General features: G+C 61.9%; 17 protein-coding genes. All 17 read left to right on the forward strand.

The features are described from left to right. Window positions 1-4: 4 nt before the first annotated feature. The 17 genes from EHO51_RS16285 (at window position 5) to EHO51_RS16360 (ending at window position 16,212) form a co-directional block, all read left to right on the forward strand. Window positions 5-208: a hypothetical protein gene (locus EHO51_RS16285; RefSeq protein WP_124739756.1), complete on the forward strand. Its 204-nt coding sequence runs from the start codon at window positions 5-7 to the stop codon at window positions 206-208. Further along, entirely contained in the window at window positions 186-1,421 is a 1,236-nt protein-coding gene (locus EHO51_RS20710; RefSeq protein ID WP_205788975.1) for a hypothetical protein, read from the forward strand. The genes EHO51_RS16285 and EHO51_RS20710 overlap by 23 nt, the downstream gene beginning before the upstream one ends. Continuing rightward, window positions 1,418-1,915, forward strand: a complete 498-nt coding sequence (locus tag EHO51_RS16295) for a DUF4376 domain-containing protein (protein ID WP_124739757.1) — start codon at window positions 1,418-1,420, stop codon at window positions 1,913-1,915. Before EHO51_RS20710 ends, EHO51_RS16295 begins: the two co-directional genes overlap by 4 nt. Continuing rightward, entirely contained in the window at window positions 1,912-2,289 is a 378-nt protein-coding gene (locus tag EHO51_RS16300; protein ID WP_124739758.1) for a hypothetical protein, read from the forward strand. The genes EHO51_RS16295 and EHO51_RS16300 overlap by 4 nt, the downstream gene beginning before the upstream one ends. After that, window positions 2,192-2,920: a hypothetical protein gene (locus tag EHO51_RS16305; RefSeq protein ID WP_124739759.1), complete on the forward strand. Its 729-nt coding sequence runs from the start codon at window positions 2,192-2,194 to the stop codon at window positions 2,918-2,920. The genes EHO51_RS16300 and EHO51_RS16305 overlap by 98 nt, the downstream gene beginning before the upstream one ends. Then, window positions 2,917-3,399, forward strand: a complete 483-nt coding sequence (locus tag EHO51_RS16310; RefSeq protein WP_124739760.1) for a hypothetical protein — start codon at window positions 2,917-2,919, stop codon at window positions 3,397-3,399. Before EHO51_RS16305 ends, EHO51_RS16310 begins: the two co-directional genes overlap by 4 nt. Before the next feature lies 1 nt (window position 3,400). Further along, a complete protein-coding gene (locus EHO51_RS16315) occupies window positions 3,401-5,092 on the forward strand; it encodes a non-contractile tail sheath protein (RefSeq protein ID WP_124739761.1) in 1,692 nt (563 codons plus the stop codon). Between the two features lie 112 nt (window positions 5,093-5,204). Continuing rightward, window positions 5,205-6,479 (forward strand): hypothetical protein, encoded by a 1,275-nt coding sequence (locus tag EHO51_RS16320; RefSeq protein WP_124739762.1) that lies wholly within the window; start codon window positions 5,205-5,207, stop codon window positions 6,477-6,479. A 23-nt stretch (window positions 6,480-6,502) separates the two neighbouring features. Further along, complete coding sequence (locus EHO51_RS16325; protein ID WP_124739763.1) at window positions 6,503-7,033, forward strand: phage major tail tube protein; 531 nt, start codon at window positions 6,503-6,505, stop codon at window positions 7,031-7,033. Then, window positions 7,030-7,473 (forward strand): hypothetical protein, encoded by a 444-nt coding sequence (locus EHO51_RS16330; protein ID WP_124739764.1) that lies wholly within the window; start codon window positions 7,030-7,032, stop codon window positions 7,471-7,473. Before EHO51_RS16325 ends, EHO51_RS16330 begins: the two co-directional genes overlap by 4 nt. A gap of 44 nt (window positions 7,474-7,517) precedes the next feature. Next, window positions 7,518-7,661 (forward strand): hypothetical protein, encoded by a 144-nt coding sequence (locus EHO51_RS20575; RefSeq protein WP_154451532.1) that lies wholly within the window; start codon window positions 7,518-7,520, stop codon window positions 7,659-7,661. Between the two features lie 60 nt (window positions 7,662-7,721). Further along, a complete protein-coding gene (locus EHO51_RS16335) occupies window positions 7,722-9,911 on the forward strand; it encodes a phage tail tape measure protein (RefSeq protein ID WP_124739765.1) in 2,190 nt (729 codons plus the stop codon). After that, on the forward strand, window positions 9,911-10,327 hold the full coding sequence (locus EHO51_RS16340) for a phage tail protein (protein WP_124739766.1): 417 nt from the start codon (window positions 9,911-9,913) through the stop codon (window positions 10,325-10,327). The genes EHO51_RS16335 and EHO51_RS16340 overlap by 1 nt, the downstream gene beginning before the upstream one ends. Beyond that, window positions 10,324-10,530 (forward strand): tail protein X, encoded by a 207-nt coding sequence (locus tag EHO51_RS16345; protein WP_124739767.1) that lies wholly within the window; start codon window positions 10,324-10,326, stop codon window positions 10,528-10,530. Before EHO51_RS16340 ends, EHO51_RS16345 begins: the two co-directional genes overlap by 4 nt. A gap of 9 nt (window positions 10,531-10,539) precedes the next feature. Beyond that, entirely contained in the window at window positions 10,540-11,562 is a 1,023-nt protein-coding gene (locus EHO51_RS16350) for a phage late control D family protein (RefSeq protein WP_124739768.1), read from the forward strand. A gap of 187 nt (window positions 11,563-11,749) precedes the next feature. Beyond that, complete coding sequence (locus EHO51_RS16355) at window positions 11,750-12,562, forward strand: DNA adenine methylase (protein ID WP_124739769.1); 813 nt, start codon at window positions 11,750-11,752, stop codon at window positions 12,560-12,562. Between the two features lie 314 nt (window positions 12,563-12,876). Beyond that, a complete protein-coding gene (locus tag EHO51_RS16360; RefSeq protein WP_124739770.1) occupies window positions 12,877-16,212 on the forward strand; it encodes a hypothetical protein in 3,336 nt (1,111 codons plus the stop codon). Window positions 16,213-16,241: the final 29 nt, after the last annotated feature.

Consider the following 16,241-nt stretch of genomic DNA (forward strand, 5'->3'; position numbering starts at 1 on the left):
TTCAATGGCGCAGCAAGCGCATGGCGGCGCGACTTCGGCCGGGTCGTATGACCCGGAGACGATCTACGACGTGCGGCTCAGCCGCACGGTGATGGTTGGCCGCGCCCGCATCAAGCCGCTCGGCGAGCATCAGATGACGGGCGCGACGCTCAACGCCATTGTCGATGAAGAAGGGGCCGACGCCATTGTCTCTGCCAACCCCAGATAACGACTACGCCGCTCCGGCCAACATGACGCTGAACAAGGCGTCATGGGACGCTGCGATGACGTCGATCGGCGAGCGTCTCCGTGCGCGGGAAGCGCTCGAAGCCTCGTTCCAAAACCTGATCAATCTTGGAGTCGGTCAGGCGATCGCGGCGGTTCAGAACGAAATCGCGCCGACCGCCGCCCAGGCGCAGGCCCATGCCCAGCAGATTGAGTCCTTCCTCAACATTCTGTTAGCGACGGCCATTCCGGCGACGTTGATCTCCGTCACGCCGTCGATGCGCTTTACGTCGGACGCTGAGATCGCGTCCAAGGCGTCCGCCGCCGCTCTCGCCGATCTCGTCGCCGCTGTTGCGCTCCTGGCGCCGCGCGCTTCGCCCAACTTTACTGGCTCCCCCACGGCGCCGACTCCGGCCGCCGGCGACAATTCGGCCAAACTGGCGACGACCGCCTTTGTGAAAACGGCCATCGCCGCGCTGGTCGCTTCCGCGCCCAGCGTGCTCGACACTTTGGACGAGCTTGCCGCCGCGCTCGGCGACGACGCCAATTTCGCGTCGACCGTGACCGCCGCTCTCGCCGCACGCCTGCGCTTCGATGCGGCGCAAGCGCTGAGCGCCGGCGAAAAAACTCAGGCGCAGACAAATCTGGGGCTCGGCTCGCTCGCGACGCAGAACGCGGTCAATCCCGTCGATCTGCCGGCCGGCGCGTGGGTGCTCATCGACGCGCCGCTCGTCGCCAGCAACAGCGCCGCATTGGAGGTGACGCCGCTCGACAACACATATGATGAATACGAGATCGTCTTCGAGAACATTCGTCCGGCGACTGACGCTGTTGACTTTCGGGCGCAGATTTTCTCAGGCGGCGCATACAAGACGACTGACTATTCGAACATCTCGCTCATTGCCAATTCTGTGGGCTCGGCCACCCCGCACGTCACGACCGCGATCGACCTGAGCGGTAGCAGCGGGCGAATGGACAACGCCGCCGAAAGTGGATTGAGCGGATTTCTTCGCATCCTGAATCCGAGCCAAACGGCGAACTTCAAGCGGATCTTCGGGCAAAACAGCTTTTACGATAGCAGCGTCTCGGGTTCTGCCCTCATCGCCTTTTCGGGAGCGTGGATAGGCGGCCCGGGAGCCATCACCAAAATGCAGCTCTACATGTCGAGCGGCAACATTTCGAGCGGCAAGATTTATCTCTTTGGGCGGAAGAAATGACCTACACAGCGCGACCTCTCAGTGACGCCGTCGTGCGCGACGCCGACGGCAGGATCATCGGCCCCGAGATGGCGGATGATTGGGCCGAATATCAGGCCTGGGCCGCGCTCGGAAACACGCCCGCTCCCGCAAACACGCTAGCGAAGCTCAAAGAAACGGCTCTGCAGGCGCTTGCGGATCGCCGTTGGCGCGCGGAGACAGGCGGCATCAGCGTCAATGGTTCCCCTGTGGCGACGGATGACAGATCTCAGGCGAAATTCGTTGGCGCATGTCTCGCGGCGACGCTCGACGCCAGCTATTCGGTCCAGTGGAAGATCGCCGACCAGGGCTTCGTGACCCTCGATCGGGATCAGATCATCGCAATCGCGCGGGCCGTCCGAGCACATGTGCAGGCGTGCTTCGATCGCGAGGCGGCGCTCGCCGAAGAGATCCAGGCGGCGCCAGACGAACAGGCGTTCTCGGCCATCGATATCGAAGGAGGCTGGCCGTCGTGAGTATGAGACGCATCTACCTCTCCAACAATGAGGCGATTTCCCGCAGTATTGTGGTGCGCATGCCTGGCTACGCCATGCCGCCAGCCGGCGAATGGAAGATGGAGCTGCGGCGCAGGACGATCGCGACAGGCGCGCCGGCGTTCGCGTTTTCGAGCGAGACGGGCAATCTACGCGTCATCGCCTTTGACGCGCCGGCCAGGAAGGCGGTTCTCGCCCTGCTTGCGCCGCAGCAACTCATCGCCGATCTGACCGATAGCTATTTCGCCGATCTCGTTTATGTCGGACGGCCTTCCCAAAAATCTCGGACAGTTCGTCTTCAACTTCAGGCGCGGCGTTTCGCAGGTCGGGTTGCCAGGACCGGCGCCGGCTTATGAGGATCTCGCCTCATGGGAGCCGATAATTGACATCTCCGGCACGGACGCCGCGACCATTCTCAGCATGGTCGAGCGCGGACTGCCAGGCACCGCCGCCGTTCTGCCCGCGGGACCATGGATCCAGCTTGCGACATTGACCGCGGCGGACGTCGCGCAGCTCGCCGATACGACTCACTTCACTTCCGACTTCGACGACTATGAGATCGTCCTCGAAAATCTCGTTCCGGCGAACGATGGCGCCAATCTGAAGTTGGAGCTGCAGATCGGCGGCTATTGGATGATCGACGGCTATTCCAGCCTGGCGCGCTTGACGAATGCGGCCGGCTCGATCGCCTCGCATCAAACGGCGTATATCGACCTCTCCGGCGCGACGAGTCCGCGGTTGAAAAACAGTGGGGGCGTAGGGCTAAGCGGCTTTCTTCGCTTCTTCAATCCTGCCGAAACGGCGAATGTGAAGCGCATCGTTGGACAGACGGGCTTTGGCGATTATTCCGACAGCGGGCAAAGCGCGATTGTCGATATATCGGCGTCGAGAAACACGACGACGGACCCAGTCACCGGCATGAAGTTCTTTGTCGACAACGGCAATCTGGCGACGGGCAAAATCCACATTTTCGGCCGGAAGAAATGACGGCGAAATCCATCGCGCAAATAAAGGCGGATATCGACGCGCATCTGCTTGCGCATGGCGCGTCGATCGATCCCTCGCCGATCCTGCGCGAGACGCTCTTCGACATCCTCGACTCGCTAAAGGCCTATAATACCCCGGATCCGCATTTGATCCGGCTGACCTACCCTGGCATCCCGTCGCCGAATGCGCTTGTGCTTGGCGAAGTCTTTGTCGTCGGCGTGGCGTTCCCTGCAAATTTTGCGGGATCGCAGTTTCGCTGCCTCGTCGCCCCGCACGGGGCTTACATGCTTCGTATCCTCAAAAACGGCGACGAGGTTGGCGCAATCGACTTCGCCGCCAGTGAAACAATCGCGACGATCTCGACCAGCGACGGCGAGAGTCTGCAGTTCGAGACGGGAGACATTCTGCAGATCGTCACGCAGGCGAGCCTCGACGTGATCTCAGGCATCTTCGGCGCGCTCGCCGGAACCCGCGTCTGACATGCGTCGCTTTCAGCCAGAATATTGGACCGTTAATTCCAACGTGGAGGCGTCGGCGGCGCTGACGACGCCCGCGCAGGATGCGCTGACGGTCGCTCTGATCTTTCGCTCCACCAATGACCTCGTGGGACTGATCTGGGAATGCGACGACACGATCTCGCATCCGCTGTGCCGCTATGAGAGCGCCCACGATTTCAGCGGCGCCGTTCTCGAATTCGATTTCGAGATGGTCGGCGTCGCCTCCATGCTCTCTGAACGCCCGCCGACCTTCACGGTCGAGCACCTTGACGGGTCTTTAAGCTATGTGCGTCCGGCGGCCTATGCGACGGACATGGCCGACGACGGCATGTCCGGACATATCAAATTGGAGTTCTCGCAGGTCGGCGGCGGCTGGGAAGGGACGGAGCCTGTCGACTGGACAAGCGTCAAGCGGATGTTTCTCTCGCTCATCCCAGAGGATTACGAACTCCCGGCCGATCCGCCGGTTCTCACGCCGCTCGCCGAAGAGGTCATCGCCCATTTGTCCATGAGCAACATCAGCGTCGAAGGTCCTGATCTCTTCAAATGGCGCGCCGGCGTCGCGCCGCATAGGCTCGGCATGACAGACGGCTACGACGACTCCTATCACCTTGCGCCAAAGCGCATCGTCGACGCCGCCCATGATCTCGGCTACCGCGGCTGGTATAATGTTTATATTGGGCTCTCGCACCATCACGCGGTCGCTTGGTCGGAGAGCGAAGAGCGTTTCATCGTCGATATCGGCAAGCCGATCATCAATTCGGCGGCCCGCGCCTGGTGGGACGATCTCGTCGTCAATCTTGTCGCCAAAGGGTTCGAGAAGATCGTGGTCTCGGTCTCCTATGAGATCATCCATTATTTGATGCCAACCGACTGGTATCAGCGCGATCATGCCGGCGCCCCAGGGGAGTCCGGCTGGGACCCGCCAAGCCGGTTTATCTCGCCGTGCAGAACCGATGCACTCGACTATTTGGCAGGCGTCGCGAACTATCTGGTCGGACGCATCATCGCGCTCGGCGGCGAGGCCTATTTCCAGATCGGCGAGCCGTGGTGGTGGGATAACTCCTATGTCGAGGGCGGCGGCGGACCATGCTTTTACGACTACGCCACGCTGCTCGCCTATAACGCCGATACGGGGCTCTATGCTCCGATGCCTTATCTTACGAGCGTGACGGCGGATTTCAGCTCGCCAGAGCAGACGGCTTTCGTCAATTGGCTGGGCGACAAGCTCGGGCAATCGACCAATTACATCCGCGACGCCGTGAAGACCGCGCATCCAGCCGTCAAAACGGCGATCCTGGTTTATACGCCGCAGGTGTTTTCGTACCCGATGCTCGAGATCGTCAATTTGCCAATCTCCTATTGGGAGGCGCCGGAATACGACGTGCTCCAGATCGAGGATTACGATTGGGTCATCGGTCGGGACTGGGCCCGTCACGCGACGACCTGGGACACCGCCTTCACGACGCTCGGCTACACGCCGGACACGACGCAGTTTTTTAGCGGTTTCAACAAGGACGCGATCAACGCCAGCACGGTCTGGCCGGCGATGTTCGTCGCCATCCGCGAGAGCTACCAAAAATGCTCGCAGACTTACGTCTGGGCGCGCCCGCAAATCTGGCGAGACCGGATCATTTGGCAAGACGCCGAGATGATCACCGTCCAGGGCGACTAGCTGACGCCGTTCTCCTCATGAAAAATTTCGTGGCCAAACACGACGGCGAGCCCTCGTAGGGTGCGGCGCGTTTGATCGGGCGTCAAGCAAGGTTTTGCAAGCGAGGTTTTGAATGCCTGCGACCACCCCTAATGTCGGCGTGAGGACGTTCCTCGACCGGGCCGACAAGGTTCCTTTTCTCATCGCCGACATGTCGACGATCGGCGGCGTCTTCACGCCGGGAACGGGCATTGACCGCTCGAAATTCCCCGTCGACACACCTGTCCATTTCACGACGAGCGACACGGAGATGGTCACGGCGGCCGGCACCGGCACGCTCAAGCAACTTATCGAGGCCTGCAACTACTCCGGCATCGTTGCTTCGATCGTCGCCAATGTGCCCGACATTCTGGTCGCCGACACCGCTGATCAGAAGATGACGAAGATGGTTGGCGACTCCGTCGCCAAGACCGGCGCCTGGGCGATGATGGCGGCGCAGGGCGAGACCGGCGTCGTGCCCGATCTCCTGATCGCTCCGGACTTCGCACATCTGCGGCCGGGCGACGCCGCCAATCCGATCATCGCGGCCTTCGACGCCATCTGCGAGCGCCTGATCACGCCGCTGGCGATCGCCGACACGCCTTCGGCCGATAAGACCGTGGCGGCCGAATGGGCGGCGGACTGGGCCGATACGCTCAACGTCATCTGCTGCGGCCAGGGCGCGCGCGTCTCGGAAGCCGGCCTGCCGGTCACCCGCGCGAGCGCCCCCTATATCGCCGCGCTGATGGCGAAGACCGACAAGCAGATGGGCGGGCCTTACTACAATCCCGGCAATCAGCCGCTCGGCATTCTCGGGCCTTCGCGCGCCGTCGAGTGCAATTACACCGACCCGGACAGCGAGCATAACTGGCTCCTGCAGCGCGGCGTCAACACGATCGTGCAGCTGGAAAAAAACCGCACCTCGCGCAGCGTGAATTCGCCGCAGGGCAAGATGTTCTGGGGCTTCTTCACGACGTCCAACGATCCGCTGTGGCGGCTGATCAATGTCGTGCGCACGCGCAAGGCGATCCGCGAGGTCATTCCGCGCACGCTCGTTCGCTATCTCGGCCAGAATATCGGGACCAATCTCGTCGTCGTTCTGCGCCAGTCGGTGATGGACTTCCTCGGCGAACTGGCGTCGCTCCCCGAGCCGGCGATCCTGCCCGGCTTCGACGTGATCTGGGATCGCGATCAGAACTCCAACGCGGTGCTGCGCGTCGGCGGCCTCGTCTTCAACGCCTATTGGGAAGAGAGCCCGGCGCTTGTCGATCTGCAGATCTACACCGGCCGGCGCGAGCAGAGCTTCGACATTCTCGCCTCTGAAATTCAAGCGGCGATGGCGCAATACAACGTGTCGGGAACTCTTTGACCGCGCGCGAAAAGGATTGACAGATGGACAACATCGTTCGCGGCTGCAACTGGTATTTCGCCCAGCTCAATGTTTGGCGCGTGCTCGACGAAGTGACCCTGCCGGAGCTGACGTTTCAGACCGAGGATTTCACGCCGGGCGGCCACATGATGGGCGTCGCTTGGCCCGAGGACATGCAGCCGCTGAAGGCGACGATCAAACTCAAGAGCGACGATCCGCGCATTCGCGGGCTTTGCGGCAAACAGCCCGGCGATTATGTCACCGCCACTTACTACGAAAATCTGCGCTCTTTCCGGACTGGCGCCAACAAGGGCCGCATCATCACGATGAAAGGCCTCTTGAACTCGGTGAAGGCGGATGTCCGCAAGGGCGTCAAATCGTCGATGACCGAATATGAGTTCTCCAGCATCGTCTACTACGAGGACATCGTCGACGCCGTCGTGGTGCATCGCTTCGATCAATTCATGGGGCCGGGCGCGACCGTCATCGGCGGAGCCGCGCTCTTCGCCGACATGGCGGCAAATCTCGCGATCAATGGAGGGACAGCGCTGTGAACGATGCCAAAAGTGGCGTTGAAAGCGCCGTGAAAGCCGATTTTGCGCAAGTGCCGCTCCCTCCCGATGGCGCCGAGGGCGAGGTGAGGGAAGCGAGCGCTCCGGCCGGCCCGTCCCAGTCGCAGGCGGAAGTCGCCATCCTCGAATTCGAAGATCCGGCGGGCATGATTGAGGAGGTTCCGCTGAACCATCCCTTCCGCTGGAAGGGAGAATGGCTGCGGAAAGTCTCGATCCGCCGGCTCATCTTCGCCGAAGCGCTCCGTGTCAACGAAGAGGCGCAGAAAGCGGGCCGCGAGGTCACTTCAATCGACCTGTTTGCGGCGATGACCGCACTGTCGGCGCCCGTGATCCGCGGCATGGAGGCTACCGACGCCGATCGCGTCACAAAGGCCTGCCTCCCTTTCTTGCCCCTGACCGAGGAGGATCGCGCCTCTCCGTAGACTGGTCCGATCTGCGGCGCATCGGCCTCCTGGCGTGCCGCTTCATGAACGAGCCCTGGAGCCGCGTGCTGCGCATGCCGCTCGACGAAGTGATCCGCAACGTCTTCGAGGGACAGCAGATCGAGGATGAGGACGGCGCCGGCGCGCAGATCAGGCTGCTCAACGAGCTGATGACGAAATTGATGTGAGACGGGAACCGGCGCGAGCGGTTGCGGCGGCGCAGAGCGAGCGACGCAGGAGCTAAAATCATGGCCGATCTCGACGTCGCCGTAAGGCTCAAATTCCTCACCGACGGCGAAGGAAAGCTGAAGGCGGCGACGAAGAGTCTCGCCGACTTCGGCAAGAGCGCATCGAGGCTCTCCGGGCGCGCGACAGGCCGCTTCGGCGGCGATCTCAACAAGGCTTGGCATGCGAGCGTGAAGCTCGGCGGCGCGCTCGACAAGAGCGCCAAGTCCGCCGGCAAGACCGCGACCGGCTTACGCGCGATCGGAACGGGCGCGAGCGGCATTGATCGCACGCGCGCTTCCGTTGACCGGCTGACGAAGTCGACGAATGCGCTGGGCGCGGCCGATCGAAAGGTCCGGCTCGGCGCAGCGGCTTCTGGCGGAGGAAGCGTTCTCGCCGCCGGCGCGCTTGGCGGCGCCGTGGCCAAGCGAAAGGCCGCGCTGAAAGAAGGCTTCGCGGAAGCCGCCTCGCAGGTCTCTCCTGGAGCCGGCTATCTCGTCGGCGCGGGCGGGGCCGTGGCTGTTGGCGCGGCCGTCGGCGGAACCGTCGCAACAGTCGGCGCGGCGATGGCCTATGGAACCAAACAGGCGATCGACTTCGAAAAGGCGATGGCCGATGTGAAAAAGAAGGTCACGCTCGATCAAGGCGAGAGCTGGCTCGATGTCGAGCGAGCGATCAACAAGGTATCGCGCGAAATGGGCATGGCGCGGACCGATACGGCGGCGCTGACCGCCATGGCTGGGCAAGCTGGAATTGCCTACAAGGACCTGGGCGCGTTCATGCGGCTCGCCGCTAAAGCGGCGACGGGCTGGGACGTCGCGCCGAAAGAGGCGTCGGAGCGTCTCGCGAAAATCAAAGCGCAGACGCAGTGGACCATTCCGCAGCTTGAAGAATTTGCGGACAAAGTGAACGCTCTCGGCGACTCCTCGGCCTCCGCAGAGAAGGACATCGTTGAGATGTTTCAGCGTGCGGCCGGCGCTGCGAAAGCGGCCAGCGTTCCGCTCGACACGTCGCTTGCGGTGACGACGGCGCTCAATTCGATCGGCATGCAGGAAGAGGTTGCTGCGCGCTTTTGGAACGCCTTCTCGTCGAAAATGCGCACGGCGGCGTCAGGCGGCCGCGGCGCGAAACAGGCCGCGGAAGGTTACAGGATGCTCGGCTTGACCCTGAAACAGGTCGAGCAGGGCATGAAGACGAACGCGACGAAGACAATCCTCGACGTACTGGACCGGTTGGAGAAAAGCTCCGAAAAAGCTTCAGCGGCCGTGAAAATCTTCGGACAGGAATGGTGGGACGAGGCGGCGCGTAGCGGCCAGGCGCTGCCCGAAATCCGCAAGAACCTTGAGATGCTCGCCAGCGGCTCATGGAAGGGCTCGCTCGACCAGAATCTCAAGATTGATCTCGACACGACCGCTAACCGCCTTAATCGCTTAAAAGCGTTGGTTTCCGAAATCGGCGACGGGCTGATGCGTTGGTCGCTGAAGCCCATCGGCGATGCCTCCGAGAAATGGCAGGCCGCGGCGGAGCGCTGGGAGCGCGCTGCGGAAGCCGACAGGATCCTTTCGAAGGCAGGCAAGGAAACGTTGTCGGCGGCGGAAGCCAGGCGCGTGGTCAACGATCCGGATCTGCGCGCGAGAATCGAGGCGCAGGAGCGCGCCAGAACCGGCACTGGCGAGTCGCTTGCGGCGTATGAGCGGCGACTTCGCCTCGATCGGCCGGTCAAGGCGCCCGCGCCGATGATCTCGCAAATCGAGGGCGCGACGCCTCATATCGACGCGCAGCAAATCAATCAGGCGGCGGCTGAGAGCGTCGCCAAGGCTAACGATCTCTACGACGCGCTGCAAAAGCTGAATGTGACGGTGAGGCCGAACGTCGACGGCGCCGGCGCTATCGCACAGATGGAAGCCCTCAAGCAAAAAGCGCAGGAGACGGCCAACGCCATGCGCGCGCTACAGAACTTTGGCGCTCCGACCTCAGGAACGCGCGTCAATCCCACATTAACAGGCGCGCCTCGCCGCGGCGGCGGTTCGACAGGCGGAAGCGCGCCAGCGACGCCAGGAAAGCAGTCGCGGCTCGGTCGCGGCGGCGCCATTCAAATCGGAACCGCGCATTTCCACGGCGTCAAGGACGCTGGCGCCATGCGCCGCCAGCTGGCCGCGCTCGATCGCCGCATCCGCAGCGCGCGCGACAACGCCCTTCACGACATAGGCTGATGATGTCGCAACCGATCGCCCTAATCGGCTCCGCGATCGTCGACGTGATCGGCATCACGCCGCTCGGTTTCGGCGAGATCATGGAAGCCAACTGGGCGCGTCACCCCGTCTTCGACAGCGATCCTTATTACCAGCCGACGTCGGGCGGCGATCATATCGAGACCCTCCATCTTGCCTGTCGGCCGCATATTTTCGGCGGTCTCGACAATTTCCAGTCGCTGAAACGCCACTGCAAGGCGCGCGAGCCCGTTCCCTACATCCGGATGAGCGGGATGGTCGGCGGCTATCAAGGGCTCGTCGCGGTCCAGACCGTCTCGCGCGAGGAACGCCGCATCGCGCCGGGTGGCGTCGGCTGGCGCTGGGAGTTCACCATCGAATTGCTCTTCATCGGCGAGCATGCGGGAGGTGGGTTTTGAAACGCCTGATCATCGAGCCCGTGCGGCTCGACATCCTCGCCAGGGAGCAGATGGGATCGGAGCTGGACGGCGCCATGGAGGCGCTGCTCGACGCCAATCCCGGCCTCGCCAGGGAAGGCCCTTTCGTCGTCGCGCCGCGCTTCGTCGAAATCCCGCGGACGCCGGAGAAGCCGACCGTCCCCACCGTCAATCCCTGGGACTGATCTCTCCCCATGTGGCGCAAGCCGATCCTCATCATCAACAACAGCTCGGGACGGAATATCCTTCCCGGTCTCTCGGGTCTTTGGCTTTCCTGCAAGGTGACGGAGCAGGCCGGCGACGAGAGCGACGAAGCGGAAATCATCTGCGTCGGCCCGCCCTCGAAATTCGGCCTTCCCGGTCGTGGCGAAAAATTCTCGATTCTCGGCGGCTGGGAGGACGAAGGCCCAGTGATGCAGGGCGAGTTCAGCGTGCAGAAAATCGTCTGCAGCGGCGATCCAGCTCCGGAAGAGGGAGACCGGATCACAATCGTGCTGCGGGCGGCCGACTATGTCGACAAGCTGAAAGCCCACGCCTCGAAACACTATGACGACAAGACCTATGGCGACATCATCGAGGACGTCGCCAAGCAGGCGGGGCTCGAGGCCCAGGTCGACTCCGAGGTCGCCAAGATCAAAGTGCCCTATCGGCTGCGCTGGAACCAGTCGCATATCGATTTTGCAACCGAGCTTTCGGAGGAAGTGGGCGCGATCTGCAAGCCCGCGGGCGGCAAGCTGATCGCGGTGAAGCGCGGCGCTGGCAAGAGCGCCTCTGGCAAGAACCTCACGCCGATCGAGATCATGCGGCGCAAAGGCTTCGCCTATGAGATCGAGATCGAGCCGCGCCCGGAGGTGGGCGATGTCGCCGCCAGCTGGCACGACGAAAAGGCGGGCAAGCGGAAGGTCGCGAAGCACAAGACCGGCCGTAAGGGACCGCTGCACGCCATGCCGCACCCGTTTCGCAGCGAGGACGAGGCGAAGAAGGCAGCCGAGTCGGAAGCCTATGAAATGGGAAACGCCACGGGGAGCGGGCGCTTCGACAGCCCCGGCCTTCCGCACGCGCACGCCGAGGCGCCGGTCAATGTTTCGGGCTTCGGCAAGCCGATCGACGGCCGCTGGAAGGCCGAAAGCGTCGAAAAAGTCTGGGAGTCGGCGGGCGGCTTTTACACCACGGTGCATGTGAAGGCGGGCGACGACGAGAAGGGGAAGAACGGGTGAGCGAGGGAGCTACAGGTCTGGTTTATGCGCGTGGCACAAGCCGGGGACGCCGGTCGATTTAGAATTCTCTTAGCGGGGCCGGGTCGCCCCGGACGCGGGTCCAGACGGCAAATCAAGTCCCGCGCAGCGCAACCAACCGATAACGCTCCCCGCCAAGGGGAGGATGCGGACTCGGGATTAACGAACAATGGACGATCTAAGTGATTGGCGTGAGGTCGCGCCCGTCTCCCCGGCGGCCGGCTGGATTGGCGGGAAAAAGCAGCTGGCGAAGCGTCTCTGCGCCCTTATCGAGGCGACGCCGCATAGGGTCTACGCCGAGCCCTTCGTCGGCATGGGCGGCGTGTTCTTCCGGCGACGGAAGGCCGCGCGGGTCGAAACGATCAATGACGCTGACCGCGACGTCGCGAATTTTTTCCGTATCCTGCAGCGCCACTACCAGCAGTTTATGGACACGCTCAAATGGCAGGTCGCGAGCCGCTCCGACTTTGAGCGCCTGGCCGAGCAGCCGCCGGAACTCCTCACTGATTTGGAGCGGGCGGCGCGGTTTCTTTATCTGCAGAAACTCACTTTCGGGGGAAAGGTGCGGGGCAAGAGCTTCGGCATGGACACTCATGGGCCGGCGCGCTTCGATCTCAATAGGCTCGGCGGCGTGCTGGAGGCGGTCCATGAGCGGCTTGGCGGCGTGACGATCGACTGTCTTGATTGGCGCGAGTTCATCGCGCGTTGGGACCGGCCGGAAACGCTGTTCTATGTCGACCCACCCTACTACGGGACCGAGGGCTACTATCGGGCGCCATTCCCTCGCGCCGATCACGAGGCCTTGGCGGCGATTTTAAGGGGCATAAAAGGGCGCTTCGTGCTGACCATGAACGACAGTAAGGAGACGCGCGCCATCTACCGCGAGACCGGAGGGCGGATCGACAGGGCTGAGCTGACCTACACGGCCGCGGGGGGATCGGGTGCGAAGAGGGCGGCCGAGATCATCGTGAGGGGATTGTGAGCGAGTCGCGCTGGCGCCGAACAAGCCTTTCGCTGCTTGGCGGGGAGCGCGAGGTCTGCCCCGATGACTAGACGCTCTACGACGCCGAGGGCCTGCAGGTCGCGCGCATCATGCTCGTCGTGGGCGGCCCTATCGCAAGTAGGTCCAGGAATGACTGGCATTCCGGTCCCCGACCCGATCCCAGCATCGACTTGCACTAAGCGTAAATAGTCCCCACATGCGGCGTTCGGCTATCTGAGTTCGCTTCGTCGGCCGAAAGGTGGAAAAATAAACGCGCGCATTTCGAGTTTCGGATTGCCAAACTAGATTTGGGAATGACCTACGAAGACCCGGATTCTGGAAATAATTCGAGCGAGGGCTATCCGCCGTCGCGCTACATGCGTGCCCGGCGGCCTTACCTTTTCTCCGACTCCGAGCGAACGACCGAGATCGCGCTGACGCAGGAGGTTTTGTCCCATCATCTCGACACGTTGACCAATCAGAAGGCCGAATACGTTTTCGAGAAGTTCGCGGTCCGGCTCGCTGAAAAATTTATCGCCCCGAACCTGCGGCCACAAACAGGGCCCACCGGCGGCGGCGACGGCAAGACGGATTCTGAGACCTATCCCGTGTCTCCGGAAATCGCTGAGCGATGGTTTTCTCCCGACAAATTGGCGGCTAGTGAGCGATGGGCGTTCGCGTTTAGCGCGAAGCGGGAGTGGCGCAGCAAGGTCCGCTCAGACGTAAGGGAAATCGTCGGCACCGGTCGCGGGTACCAGCGCGTATATTTCATCACTAACCAATATGTGTCCGCACGCCAGTCTGCAGAGGTTCAGGACGCTCTGACGAAGGAGTACGGCGTGCCGGTCACCATCATGGACCGGACGTGGATACTAGAGCGCGTATTCGACCATGGCTGCCTCGATATAGCGCAGAAGTGCTTGGGCGTCGGCAAGCAGTTCGAGGCGACTGTGATTGGGCCGCGCGATCACAAAAGGCAGACCGAACTTGACGGGCTCGAAAAACTGATCGCCGACAACGCGGCCTATGAGGGACGGGCACCTGCTCTAGCCGATGACGCGTTGCGGACTGCCAAACTCGCCAGGGGCTTGGAGAAGCCCCGCTTCGAGGTGGATGGGCGTTTCGAACGCGCCGTCAGTATCGCCCGACAGCATGAGCTTTCGACGCACCGGCTTGCGGCAATCTACGAATGGGCTTGGACATCCTACTTCTGGTTCGACGACGCGCAGAAGCTCAGCGAGCTTTACGACCAGGTCGAAAAGCTCGCCATCCGCTCGCAAGACGCCAACGATCTCGAGCGTTTGAGCAACCTCTTGCCGCTGCTCGTCGGCGCCGTGCGGGATGACATGCTGACGCCCGAAGCCGCCGCGATTGCTGTGCGTAGCGCAGCCCTCGTTCAGTCCCTTGAATCCGCCAAAGGCAACACTTCACGCCCCAACAATGCGCTTCACGCGCACGCGCTGCTCCTGCTGATCCGTATTTCCACAATCCGCGCGGGGTGTGATGCGGGCACGCTCGATGCAATCTGGACCGAATTTACGTCGGTCATCGAGCAGTCCCGCGGCCTCGGCACTTTCCCCTTCGAATCTATTGCCAATTGTCTGATGCAAATCGGCGAATTTGTCCCCGAAAGTGAAACGTTCGACTCGCTATACGAATCCCTCACAGTGGCATTGGCTGAGCGCAAAAAGGAAGGCACGGCCGCCAAGCTCAACACCGAGCGGGCACACCAAAAGCTAAATAAAGGTCTGCACTACGAAGCTATCCGCTTATACGGCCGCGCAGTCGGGCTGCTGCTAAAGGCCGAATACGAAGATGAGCTCGTCCACGCTCTTCGCGGTTGCAGCTTCGCATACATGAGTTCGGGCCTATACTGGGCTGCGCGCACTTACGCGCTCGCGGCAGTGGCGAATAATTTCCGCAGGTTCAAACAGTCCGGTAGCCTCGATGATATCGACCCCTCTCTGCTGAGCCAGTGGTTCGAATGCGAATTGCAGCTAGGTCGCGTACCATATGCGCTTTGGGCTTACGAGCTGGGCGTCATCGTTCGCAATGCCCGGTCGCGAACGCAAGAGCAGATCACGTTCGCCGAGAACTGCCGCATCGCACAGGGCGACCGCCTTGCGGCCATGATGATTGCGACCGACTTCGGAGACTTGCTCCGCTTGAGGAAATTTCCGGCCGCTCTCGACAGATTAGGGCTGCCACAGGTCAGCAACACGCTTTTGTTCCTCATGGGCGGCGAAGATGCACTCCGCGCGCAAGCTGCGATCCCTGATGAAGAAACGCCCGCAGGCATCGTGAAGGTCTTCGACCTTATGGCAGCAGCCCGACATTCGGCAGAACTTCCGAAGCCGGACCACATGCTCAATGACACTGTCTTGCTGCGCTCCCGTGTCCTTGGCTGCGATATTGCAGCAGAGTGTGAGAACGCCCTGACCTCACTGGCCATCGCCGAGGCGCTTCTTGGGGCACTCGAATCGTTGCTGGCGACCAGCCTCAATTTCCGTGTGATTCCGCAACTCGACAGTCTCGCTATCCGCGTTCAATCGAAAGCAGACGCGGCTCTCACACCGCACCTTGAGTTCGCTGAGGAAAATGGCTCGACGATCGCCGTTGTCACGCACCGACCGTCTTTGAGCTACGTCACTCGCGAAGAGGCAGAAGGGTTTCCGCGCTGGCTGCAAGACGCCGTGCTACGGCTCTTTCTTACGTTCGCAGTTCCGGCCGATGCCGAACTTTGGGGCGACACCGTTCTTGGAAGTGAAAGCGGCTTTTCTCGCTCGATCACTTTCTCCAACATCCCAATCATGCTGGGCGACCTCTTCGGCAATGCAAAGCGGCTGTCGCTCGACGACAGATACGAAGCCGATGATGCGGAGATCGAAATCTCTCGCACGACAGCCTGGACGCCCTCGCTTGTTGAAGCGGAAGCTTTGCATGCGCCATTAAAACCCGCCGTCGGCCCTCCTCCGGAGCATCTCTTCAGCCCAGAGAGAACGCGCCATTCCGATTACCGGATCGTCAGCCCCATCGATGCCCGTAAATGGGACGCTGCAAAATGGCGGGCGGTGTTTTACATGTGCGCACCCACCACGGATATGATCCCGGTTCTTGGCCTCGCTTTCGCAGAACGAGACCCTGCGGTTGCTATCTTCCGCGCCTGGCGCGAGCGTTTCGGCGACCGTGACACGGACAACAAGCTTCGTATCGCGATCATCACCGGAATAAATATTTCGAATCCAGCGGCCTACGCCGTCATAGTCGGCCCGAACATGGATAGGGTTAGATCGACTGCACGGAACAACATCGTTGGCTTCGTCTCGCGCGTTAACGTCATGACGCCAAAAGACTCCCGCAACCTCGACCTTTTCGTGAGCGAATTCCAACGAAAAGGTCGCTACAAGCTTGTCCCCACGTATATTCCGAGCCTCGAGGCCGGTCCTTCCGAAATTCTCGGCTCTGGCCTGGAAAAGGCTGATCTCGTCGTTCGCCCTGCGTGGACGATCGGTGAGAACGACCCCGATAGCTGCGCCTTGAACCTTGACGATCCGCCTGTCGTTCCGCTGGGCCAGGCCAATCCGCCCGCCCTCAAGGCGATGGAGCAGATTGCGAGGTTCCGGGCACGTCGCAAGAATTCTGAGCCTTGAGGATCAAAGTAAAATAGCGCTCGGGGAGC

The sequence above is a fragment of the Methylocystis rosea genome, from assembly GCF_003855495.1.
Taxonomy (GTDB): Bacteria; Pseudomonadota; Alphaproteobacteria; order Rhizobiales; family Beijerinckiaceae; genus Methylocystis; species Methylocystis rosea_A.